The sequence below is a fragment of the Mesorhizobium sp. M4A.F.Ca.ET.090.04.2.1 genome (assembly GCF_003999085.1).
Taxonomy (GTDB): domain Bacteria; phylum Pseudomonadota; class Alphaproteobacteria; order Rhizobiales; family Rhizobiaceae; genus Mesorhizobium.
The window spans coordinates 1-10,600 of record NZ_RZOT01000176.1 but is presented as its reverse complement, the minus strand read 5'-3'; the positions used below and the strand labels follow the sequence as shown (position 1 = coordinate 10,600).

Below are 10,600 nucleotides of genomic sequence, written 5' to 3'. Positions count from 1 at the left end.
CTGCCGGGCACTTCTCCCCGTATAGTGACGGGGGCTGGCCGCAACGGCGGCGCCTGCATGCGCCGAACTCGACCGTTGACGCCGCCTTTCAAATGCATTATTGAACAGGATTATACAGGTTCAATGAACAGGTATTGATATGGCCCGTCGCGCGACGCAGCTCACTCCCGGCACCGGCAAGCCGGAGCAGATCGCGACGGTTTTGGAGCACGAAATCCGCTCCGGCGTGCTCGGCTTCGGCGACCGTCTGCAGAGCGAGAACGAACTCGTCCAGCGCTTCTCCGTCAGCCGCAACACGGTCCGAAAAGGTCTCGAGGAATTGTCGAGTCGCGGCCTGATCACCACCAGGGTCGGCATCGGTTCCTTCGTCACCTTTGACGGCATGCCGGTCGATGATGCCGTCGGCTGGTCGCGCGCGCTTGCCAATGCGGGCGCCAATGCCGAGACGCGCACGCTGCGGCTCGAAGTCATCGAGGACGCGGAGCTTGCGGCGAAGCTTGGCGTCGACAATCCAGCTTTCATCGCTGTCGATCGCGTCCGCACGAATGCAAATGACGGCCATGCGATCTCGATCGAGCGTAGCCGCCTGCCGCTGTCGCCCGAACTGGAAGACGTGCCGCTGCGCGGCCTGCGCGAAGGCTCGCTGCACCAGACGCTGCGCGGAGCAGGGCTCGTTCCCGACCATGGCGAGGAGTGGGTCGACATCGAGATGCTGAGCGCCGCCGATGCCGCCATCCTCGACTGCGCGCCGGGCACGCCCTTCCTGCGGACGCGGCGCCTGACTCGCGCCGCCGATGGTCGACCGATCGAATTCGTCACTAGCCTGCTCAACCCGGCGCATTTCGCCCTTCATCTGGAGTTTTGAGATGACGGATGCGGCCGGGGTGATCGACCGGGCAATGGGCGCGCTGATCGGCGGCGCGCTTGGCGACGCGCTGGGCATGCCGACGCAGCTTCTGTCGCCCGGCCGCATCGCCGAACTCTATGGCCATGTCGACGACTTCGTCGCGCCCGTCGACGATCATCCGGTGTCGAAGGGCCTTGAAGCCGGCACGATCACCGACGACACGGAACAGGCGCTGCTGCTTGGCCGCATCCTGGTCGGGTCCGGCGACCGTTTCGACCACACGCGCTGGGTCAATGCGCTGCTCGACTGGGAGCGCGGGGTCAAGGCACGCGGCAGCTACGACTTGCTCGGCCCGTCGACCAAGCGCGCCATCGACGCCATCAATGACGGCGTGCCGCCCGAGGAGGCCGGCAGCGGCGGCGACACCAACGGCGCGGCCATGCGCATCGCGCCAGTTGGCATCATGATGCCGCCGGAGCCACTCGACACGCTGGTTGCGAAGGTCGCGGAAACCTGCCGGGCCACGCACAATACCTCGATTGCCATAGCTTCGGCCGCCGCGGTCGCTTTGGCGGTCAGCGGCGGAGTCTCGGGCGCCGACTGGCGCGCGGCTTCCGAGCGCGCCGTGACGGCGGCACGGTTGGGGGCAACGCTCGGGCATTGGGTCACCGGCGGCGACATCGCCGCGCGGATCGCCTGGGCGCAGGACCTTGTGCGCGGCAAGGCCGAGAAAGAGGCGATCCGGCTGATCGTCGATCTGGTCGGCACCGGCGTCGCCAGCCAGGAATCGGTTCCGGCGGCGTTCGCCGTGCTGGAGGTCGCCGAAGGCGATCCGTGGCGAGCGGCTGTCATCAGCGCCAATCTCGGAGGCGACACCGACACGATCGGCGCCATTGCCGCCAGCATGGCAGGTGCCTCTGCCGGCCTGTCGCGCCTGCCGCAGGATCGCATTGCCAAATTGCACGGCATCGATCTCGCCGCGGTTCGCGCGCTGGCAGACGATCTCATCGCGGCACGCGAGGCAAAGATCCGCTCCGGCAAGGAGGCTGCAGCATGAGTGGACGGCTGGTCCATGTCGGCAGCGCCGTGGTGGACTATGTCTACCGCATCGACGCCTTGCCGGCGCCCGGCACGGAAAAGACCGCGTCGAGCTACGCGCGGGTCGCCGGTGGCGGCTTCAACATGATGGTCGCGGCGAGGCGCACCGGCATGAGGGTGGTGTTCGGCGGTCAGCTCGGTACCGGGCCGGACGGCGATTTCCTGCGCGCGGCTTTTGCCGCCGAAGGCATCTCGACGCTGACGCCGCCGTCGCCGTTGATGGACAGCGGCAATTGCGTTGCCATGATCAGCGGCGACGCCGAGCGCACCTTCGTCTCCTGGCCGGGCGCCGAGAGCCGGCTCACGCGCGACATGATGGCTTCCGTCCAAGTCCAAGCCGGTGATTGGGTTTTTACCTCCGGCTACACGCTGAGCTATCCCGGCAGCCGCGACGCGCTCGCCGACTGGATCGAGGCGCTGCCGGCGGAAGTCCCCTTCGTCTTCGATCCAACGCCGGTGATAGCCGAGATTCCGCGCCCGATCCTGGACAGGGTGCTGGCGCGCACGACCTGGCTGAGCTGCAACACCAGCGAGGCGGCCGCGATCGCAGGTTCGGGCGACGCGCAGACTGCAGCCATCCGGCTGCTCGCCGACCATTGCCGGAAAGCGGCAGGCGTCGTCATCCGCGACGGCGCGCAAGGCTGCCTAGTGCGGCTGGCCGATGGCGGTACGCGCGCCATACCCGGTTTCGAGGTCGCCGCCGTCGACACCAACGGCGCCGGCGATGCTCATATCGGCGCCTTCGTCAGCGGCCTGTCGCGCGACATGCCGCCATGCGAGGCAGCGCGCTATGCCAATGCGGCGGCAGCGATTTCCGTTACCCGCCATGGCGGATCGTCGGCGCCGACCGACGCCGAAACCCAGGAATTCCTTGCCCGGCGCGTTCAAGCGGCGATCGCGCAGGACCGGGAACGACAGGCCACAACTTAACAAGCCCGCCAACCGGGCAAACAATGAGAGGAAAGAAACATGCGCATGCCCAGACTGACCGCTTTTTTGACGGCCACGGCCGTCTTCGCTTCAGCATTCACGCTTGCCGCCAATGCCGGTGAAGTGCATGTGCTCAACTGGAAGGGTTACGGCGCCGACGAGCCATGGGCGATCGCCGCCTTCGAGAAGGCGACCGGCAACAAGGTGGTCAACGACTTCTTCAACTCCGAACAGGAGATGCTGACCAAGCTCAGGACCAATCCCGGCCTTTACGACGTCGTCATGATCAATGCCGCCTTCAACGATCAGGCGATGGCCGGCAAGCTGATCCAGCCGATCGACGTCTCGAAGCTTGCCAACTACGCCGACATCAGCAAGGACAAGGCCGGCTCACCGATGCTCAACCATGACGGCAAGGTCTATGGCGTGCCGTGGGTCTGGGGGCTGACCGCCTTAGCGATCAACGAGAAGTCGTTCCCCAAGCCGCCGACGAGCATCGCCGAAATGTGGGATCCGGCGCATAAGGGCCGCGTCATCATCCGTGATGACGCCGTCGAGGCGGTGCAGTTCGGCGCCATCGCCAGTGGCCAGAACATCAACGACATCAAGGACATGGAAGCGGTCAAGGCGAAGCTCACCTCGCTGATGCCGCAGATCAAGACGTTCTGGAGCTCGGAGAACGACTGGAACCAGATGGTCGCCTCCAACCAGATCGACATCGGCACCTACTGGAGCGGCTCGGCCGATCGCGCCAAGACGCATTTCAAGCTGCCGGTCTCGCTGGTTATCCCGCAGGAAGGCGCCGTCGCCTGGCTCGATGCCTTCTCGATCCCGGCAGGCTCCAAGAATGTCGAGGGCGCCGAAGCCTTCATCAACTACATGATCGACCCGAAATTCTACGTCGAATGGGTCACCAAGGTCGGCGCGCCGGTATCGGCCAACACCAAAGCGGTCGAGGCGCTGCCCGAGGATGCCTTCAACCGCAAGGTCATGGGCGATCCGGACGTCGCCAAGCGCATCCAGTTCCAGGCGCCGGTCACCGACGAGCAGCGCGAGAAGTACCTGGCGCTCTGGCAGGAGCTGAAGGTCAACGTGAAGTAGTCGGCGTCTTTCGCGGAGGAGAGGCATCCATGGCTGACCAGCATGCGATCGGTTCGCGGCGCGGACTGAGGCCGGCCCTGCCGCTTCTCCTGCCGGCCTATCTGTGGCTGACGGTGGCGATCTTCCTGCCGCTGTCGGCCATGGTCTTCTTCTCCTTCATGACCGACCTGCCGCTGGCCGGGAAGGAATGGGCGTTCACGCTCGACAACTACGCGGCCTTCTTCTCGCAGAGCCTTTATCTGACGCTTCTGCTTGCCTCGCTGCGGCTCGGCCTCGAGGTCACCCTTTGGTGCGTGGTGATCGGCTATCCGGCGGCCTATGTGCTGGCCAAGGTGCTGAAGGGACGCAGCCGGGAGGCGATCTTCCTGCTCGTCATCCTGCCGTTCTGGTCGAACGGGCTGGTGCGCATCTTCTCCTGGGCGATGGTGCTGCGCGAGGGCGGCATCCTCGACACGGCACTCAACGCCGTGCTGCCGTTCAAGATCAACATCGATCTCATGTATTCCTACCCGGCCGTGATCATCGGCCTGGTGCACTCCTACGTGCCCTACATGGTGCTGACCTGCTACCTGACGCTGCAGGCGATCGACGATTCGCTGATCGAGGCCGGCCGCTCGCTCGGCGCCTCGCGGCGGCAGGTTCTTTGGCGCGTCATCATACCGCTGTCGATGCCGGGCCTGATCGCGGGGGCGGCGCTGATTTTCGTGCCGGTCGTCGGCTCCTTCATGGAGCCGCGTATTCTCGGCGGCCGCACCGGCACTTTCTACGGCACCGTCATCGAGGACCAGTTCGTCGCCGTCTTCAACTGGCCGCTGGGCGCCGCTCTCTCGTTCATCCTGCTTGCCGTCGTGCTGGTGATCCTGGCGGTGGCCTCGCCAGTGTTGCGGAGGGCCGCCTGATGGCGACGACGCGCATCCTCGAATGGCTAGGGCGGTTCTACATCGTCCTGCTGCTCGCCTTCCTCTATTTGCCGATCATCATCATGGCGCTGATGTCGTTCAACGCCTCGCCCTTCTACCAATTGCCACTCGAGTGGACGACGGACTGGTACGCCTCGCTCTGGCAGAACGACCAGCTGATCGCGGCGACCTGGAACAGCATCGAGATCGCGGTCATCACCACCATCATCTCGACCGTGCTCGGCTCGGCCGCCTCGCTGGCGCTCTACCGCTACGAATTCCCGGGTAAGAAGGCCCTGCAGGCGCTGCTCTTCCCGCCGATCGCCATTCCGTGGCTGATCACAGGCACGGCGATGCTGATCTTCTTCTTCGGCATCGGCATCGGCCGCGGGCTGGTAGCCATCCTGCTCGGCCATGTCGCGCTGGCGCTGCCTTATGTGATCGTCGTTGTCTCGGCCCGGTTGCAGACCTTCGCGCCGGAGCTGGAGGAGGCGGCGCGCTCGCTCGGCGCCAACCAGTGGCAGGTGACGAACCGCGTCACGTTGCCCTGGATCATGCCCGGCGTCATCGCCGGCGGTCTGTTCGCTTTCGCCGTTTCGTTTGACCAGTTCGTGGTCTCGTACTTCCTGTCGACCCCAGGCCAGACGACGCTGCCGGTCGAGATCTATGCGGCGATCCGCAAAGGCTTCACGCCCGAGATCAACGCGGTGTCGACGATCATCATCGTGGTGTCGATGGCGCTGATGCTGCTCACGGCGCGCTTCTTCAAATTCGGCGGAGAGAAATAATGGCAGGCGTCCAGGTAGCGAACGTCTCGCGCAGTTTCGGCGCGCACAAGGCGCTGGATGACGTCTCGATCGATTTCGCCGACGGCGGCTTCTACGCACTGCTCGGGCCGTCCGGCAGCGGCAAGACCACCCTATTGCGCCAGATCGCCGGCTTCGATTTTCCGGACAGCGGCCGCATCGCCATCGGCGGCGAGAGCGTCGGGCGCGTGCCGGTCGAGAAGCGTCGCATCGGCATGGTGTTCCAGAACTATGCGCTGTTTCCCAATATGAGCGTCGCCGACAATGTCGCCTTCGGCTTGTCGGTGCGCGGCGAGGCCAAGGCGACGATCGCCGCCGAGGTGCAGCGGGCACTCGACCTCGTCCAACTTGGCAAGCTGGGTGCCCGCCGGCCGCACCAGCTTTCCGGCGGCCAGCGCCAGCGCGTGGCGTTGGCGCGCGCCATCGTCACCAAGCCGCGCGTGCTGTTGCTCGACGAGCCGCTCGGCGCGCTCGACAAGGCGCTGCGCGTCGACATGCAGATCGAGTTGAAGCGCATCCAGCGCGAGATCGGCATCACCACCATCTTCGTCACGCACGACCAGGAAGAGGCGCTGACGATGAGCGACCGCATCGGCATCCTGCGCGACGGCAGGCTGGTGCAGGAGGGGCCGCCGGAAGAGATCTACGACCGACCGCAAAGCGAGTTCGCCGCGACCTTCCTCGGCGACGCCAACATCTTTCGCGGCGCCGCGACCGGCACCGGCATCCGGCTGCCCGACGGCACGGCGATCAATGCCTCGTCAGGGCCCTCGTTGGCAGCCGGCGCCAAGGCGAGTTGCGCGGTGCGGCCGGAGCGGATCCAGATCTCGACCGGCGCGGCGAAGCCCGATGCGGACAATGCCAATACGCTCAAGGGACAGGTGTCCAAGCGTATCTTCGCCGGCAACAACAGCACCTATTTTGTCGACCGCGACGGCCGGACGCTGAAGGTGATCGTGCAGAACACCGGCGCCGAAAGGTTGGCTGAAGGTCAGCCGGTGGTGCTCAGCTGGTCGCCGGACAGTACTGTGCTGATCGCGGCGGGCTAATCGACGCCGCCGGGCGGTCATCTGAAGCGTGTCGCGCTGGCGCCGATTCAAGAAACGCGGCCAACTCTTTGTTTTTCAGGCCCGCCACGAGCCGTCGGCGAGCGCGGCGTAGAGCACGTTGGCGTTGGCTCCGAGCGGCCTGTCCTCCTTGAGCGCCGGGACATGCGCGCGGACAGAAGCGTGGATGACGGCGGTTGCCGGCGCCAGCGTGATCCCCTCACGCAGGTCGACGGCTTGGGCCGCCGCCATCAGTTCCATGGCGATCAGGCGTCGCCACAGTACCATCATGTCGGCGCATTTCGAAACCGCCAGAAGGGTTTGCGTTGCGTGATCCTCCACGCCTTCCGAGACCGGCAGGTAATCGAGCATCACGGGGTTGGCCTTATGGCGGATCGCGGCCAGGATCGCCGTAACGGTCTTCTGCAGAGGCACGAAGCCGGCGGAGGCGCCGCCGAGCGGCGACAGGTATTTGGGCAGGCTGTTGCGGCCCGAGCCGGTGAGCTGGATGAAGCGAGCGGCGCAAGCCCCCGCGCATTGCGCGATTGCCAGGCCAAGCGTCTCGAAGGCGAGCGCGAGTGACGCGGTGTGAAAGTTGCCGGTCGACAGCACCAACGCGTCTTCGACCAGCACCAGCGGATTGTCGGCGGCGGCGTTGAGCTCGATCTCGACCGCCAGCCTGGCATGATCGATCGCCTGGATCAGCGCCCCGTGGATCGAGGGCATGCAGCGGATCGACAGCGGATCCTGCAAGCTCGTCTGCGTCGTTTCATGATCGCGCGCCAGCAGGTCGCGCAGCGTCCTTGCCGCCAGCAATTGGCAGGCCGCGGGCCGCGCGACATGCAGGCGCGGATCGAGAATGGTGCGGTTGGCCGCGAGCGCTTCCATGGTCAGCGCGCCGGCCTGCTGCTGCTGTTCCATCGCAGACAGCGCGTCGACAAGTGCCAGTGCGCCGGCGCCGGTGGAGACCGCCGAAGCATTGATCAGCGACAAGCCGTCCTTCGGCGCCAGGCTGACAGGAGGGAGGCGCGCCATCATAAGCGCCTTGGCCGAAGGCATGCGCCGGCTTTGGTAATCGGCGTCGCCTTCGCCGATCAGCGTGTGGGCGATCGCCGTCATCATCACCAGGTCGCCGGCGCCGATCGAGCCGAGCGCCGGCATCACCGGATGCACGCCCGCGTTCAGCATTTCGACCAGCGCGCTGAACACATGCGGCGACAGGCCCGAGCCGCCGGCTGAAAGCATGGCGATACGAGCAAACATCGCTGCCCGCACGAGCTGGATGGGCAACGCGTCACCCACGGCGGCGCCGCGCCCATCGAGAAGCTGGCGCTGGAAGGCGCTGGCGTCGCCCTCGACTGCGGTGCCGAGATTGGCGCCGAGCCCGGTGTTCAGGCCGTAGATCTGCTGGCCGGCGGCGGCAGCTTCATCGAGGACTTTGCGCGCCTTGGCCAGGTGTTCCATGACGGAGGGCGTGACCTCCACCTTGGCCGCATTGCGCGCGGCAGCGGCGACATCCTCGATGCTGACGCCGGCGCCGGTGAGGACGAGCGGGGTCATGCGAAACGCAGCCTCTGGCCGACGCCTTGCGTGCCGGCCTTGGCCAGCATCGCCTTGCCGAGCGCGATGTCTGAGAGCGACAGGCCGCGATGCCAGAACAGGATGGTCTCGTCGTCGCCCTGGCGGCCAGGCTTCAGGCCGGCGGCGATCTGGCCGAGTTCGGCATGCAACGTCGCCTCGCTCAGCCGCCCGGTCTCGACATGGGCGCGCAGCGAGCCGAACTTGCCGCTCTTGCACTGGCCCCAATCGTCGACGACGATCTTCCCCATGATATCGGTCAAGGACAGCTCCACCGCGCTCATCGTGCCATAGGGCACCACCAGCGCGCCCGGCTTGATCCATTCGGTCTTGAGCAGCGGCTGCGGTTCGTTGAGCCGCGAGGCCTCGACGACGATGTCGGCTCCGTCGACGCAGCTTTTCCAGTCGGCGACCGCGGTGACTTTCTTGCCGAGGTCGGCCGACAGTTTCGCCGCGAAAGCATCGCGGCTTTCCGGCCGGCGCGAATGGACGCGGATCTCGTCGAAGTCGAAAAGATGGTCGAGCAGGCGGACGTTCCAGTAGGCGGTGCCGCGCGCGCCAATATGGCCGAGCACCTTGGCTGTCTTCTTCGCCAGGTGCTTGGCGCCGATGGCGGTGACGGCGCCGGTGCGCATGTCGGTGATGACGGTGGCGTCGAGGATGGCGCGCGGCGTGCCGGTGCGTGGATCGAACAAATTGAGGATGCCGAATTCCGAAGGCAGGCCGTGCAGATAGTTGTCGACGTAGTCGCCGACGATCTTGACGCCGGCCGCGTCGAGCGGCGCCACATAGCCGCGCAAGACATTGAAATGGCCGTGGAATGACGGGTCCGGTTCAAGATGGACGCGCGGTTCGATCACCGTCTGGCCCTTGCCTTGCGCGACAAGGCCGGCCTCGACCGCACCGATGATCTCGGCATCGGTCATCGCCAGCGCTTCGATATCGAGAGCGTTGAGATAGTCGATATAGATGGGCTTCATCCCACTTCCCCTCTTAGGCCCACTTTCCCATAACAGGCGGCGAGGCACCACAAAAGTTTGTTGGATAACCACTGGACTAGGCTGGCCCAATGCTGTTCAAAGCAGGTCCGTCATGAGCAGTATCCCCGACAATCCGATGGTGTTCCAGCCGTCGACAGCCATGCCGGCGCGCCAGGCACGGCGCGTGGCGCTGATCGTCGCCGTCGCCTTCTTCATGCAGCTCTTGGATTCGACGATCATCTCGACGTCGCTGCCGCAAATGGGCCAGTCCTTCGGCGTGCCGGCGGTGGCGATGAGCATCGGCATCACCGTTTACATGCTGGCCATGGCCGTGTTCGTACCGCTGTCCGGCTGGCTTGCCGACCGTTTCGGCGCGCGCAACGTCTTCCTGGTCGCCATCGCCCTGTTCACCCTGGCCTCGATCGCCTGCGGCTTCTCACAGACCCTTTCGCAATTTGTCGCCGCCCGCGTAGTGCAGGGGCTTGGCAGCGCGCTGATGACGCCGGTTGGCCGCATCCTGGTGCTGCGCAATGCGTCGAAGTCGGAGCTGATCGCCGCCACCGCGCTGATCACCTGGCCGGCGCTGTTCGCGCCGGTGGTCGGACCGGTGCTTGGCGGCTTCATCACCACCTATCTCTCCTGGCACTGGAATTTCTTCATCAACATCCCGCTCGGCCTGGCCGGCCTGCTGCTGGTCGCCCGCTTCGTTCCGGGCGACCGCGAAGCCGAGACCAGGCCGCTCGACTGGCCGGGGTTCGTGCTCACCTCGCTCGGGCTCGCCGCGATGCTCTACGGGCTGGAGCGCATCGCGCATCCAGAGGACGGCGTCTTGCCGACCGTGGCGCTGATTGCCGCCGGCGTGCTGATCGGCTGGCTGGCGGTGCGGCACCTCGCGCGCACGCCGCATCCGCTGCTCGACCTCAAGGCGTTCAAGGTCCTGACCTTCGCCATCTCGACGCTTTCGGCCGGACCGATTTTCCGGGTGTCGATCAATGCCACCCCGTTCCTGCTGCCGCTGCTGTTCCAGGTCGGCTTCGGCTTGCGGCCGGTCGATGCCGGCTTGCTCGTCCTGGCCTATTTCCTCGGCAATCTCGGCATGAAGGCGGTGACGACGCCGACGCTGAGGCGTTTCGGCTTCCGTCGCGTGCTGGTCGTCAACGGCCTGATCGCCTCGCTCGCGGTGATGGCCTGCGCGGCGATCTCGCCTGAAACGCCGCAGGCGCTGGTGGTGGCGCTGATGCTGGTCGCCGGCCTGGCGCGTTCGATGCAGTTCACCGCGCTCAACACGCTGGCTTTCGCCGATATCTCCGCCGCG

10 protein-coding genes are annotated in these 10,600 nt (G+C 65.9%); 8 read left to right on the top strand and 2 right to left on the bottom strand.

What is annotated here, in order from left to right:
* The first annotated feature begins 139 nt into the window (after positions 1-139).
* The 7 genes from EN781_RS14540 to EN781_RS14510 are packed head-to-tail and all read left to right on the top strand — an operon-like array spanning position 140 to position 6,730.
* Positions 140-865 carry a GntR family transcriptional regulator gene (locus EN781_RS14540; protein ID WP_126058998.1) on the top strand — a complete coding sequence of 242 codons (726 nt, stop codon included), beginning with the start codon at positions 140-142 and terminating at the stop codon, positions 863-865.
* 1 nt (position 866) lies between these two features.
* Entirely contained in the window at positions 867-1,904 is a 1,038-nt protein-coding gene (locus EN781_RS14535) for an ADP-ribosylglycohydrolase family protein (RefSeq protein ID WP_126058999.1), read from the top strand.
* Positions 1,901-2,875 (top strand): PfkB family carbohydrate kinase, encoded by a 975-nt coding sequence (locus EN781_RS14530; protein ID WP_126059000.1) that lies wholly within the window; start codon positions 1,901-1,903, stop codon positions 2,873-2,875. Before EN781_RS14535 ends, EN781_RS14530 begins: the two co-directional genes overlap by 4 nt.
* A 39-nt stretch (positions 2,876-2,914) precedes the next feature.
* Positions 2,915-3,976 carry an ABC transporter substrate-binding protein gene (locus EN781_RS14525; RefSeq protein ID WP_126059001.1) on the top strand — a complete coding sequence of 354 codons (1,062 nt, stop codon included), beginning with the start codon at positions 2,915-2,917 and terminating at the stop codon, positions 3,974-3,976.
* Positions 3,977-4,005: 29 nt separating this feature from the next.
* Positions 4,006-4,875, top strand: a complete 870-nt coding sequence (locus EN781_RS14520; protein ID WP_126059002.1) for an ABC transporter permease — start codon at positions 4,006-4,008, stop codon at positions 4,873-4,875.
* Positions 4,875-5,663, top strand: coding sequence for an ABC transporter permease (locus EN781_RS14515; RefSeq protein WP_126059003.1), 789 nt, complete (start codon positions 4,875-4,877; stop codon positions 5,661-5,663). The genes EN781_RS14520 and EN781_RS14515 overlap by 1 nt, the downstream gene beginning before the upstream one ends.
* A complete protein-coding gene (locus tag EN781_RS14510; RefSeq protein WP_126059004.1) occupies positions 5,663-6,730 on the top strand; it encodes an ABC transporter ATP-binding protein in 1,068 nt (355 codons plus the stop codon). The genes EN781_RS14515 and EN781_RS14510 overlap by 1 nt, the downstream gene beginning before the upstream one ends.
* Before the next feature lie 75 nt (positions 6,731-6,805).
* Here the strand turns inward: EN781_RS14510 and hutH are convergent, their stop codons facing one another.
* On the bottom strand, positions 6,806-8,287 hold the full coding sequence (gene hutH, locus EN781_RS14505) for a histidine ammonia-lyase (RefSeq protein ID WP_126059005.1): 1,482 nt from the start codon (positions 8,285-8,287) through the stop codon (positions 6,806-6,808).
* Positions 8,284-9,285, bottom strand: coding sequence for an ornithine cyclodeaminase family protein (locus EN781_RS14500; protein WP_126059006.1), 1,002 nt, complete (start codon positions 9,283-9,285; stop codon positions 8,284-8,286). Before EN781_RS14500 ends, hutH begins: the two co-directional genes overlap by 4 nt.
* A gap of 112 nt (positions 9,286-9,397) precedes the next feature.
* Between EN781_RS14500 and EN781_RS14495 the strand changes: the two genes are divergently transcribed.
* Positions 9,398-10,600 (top strand): MFS transporter (locus tag EN781_RS14495; protein ID WP_127400084.1); only part of this gene is annotated, 1,203 nt, incomplete at its 3' end.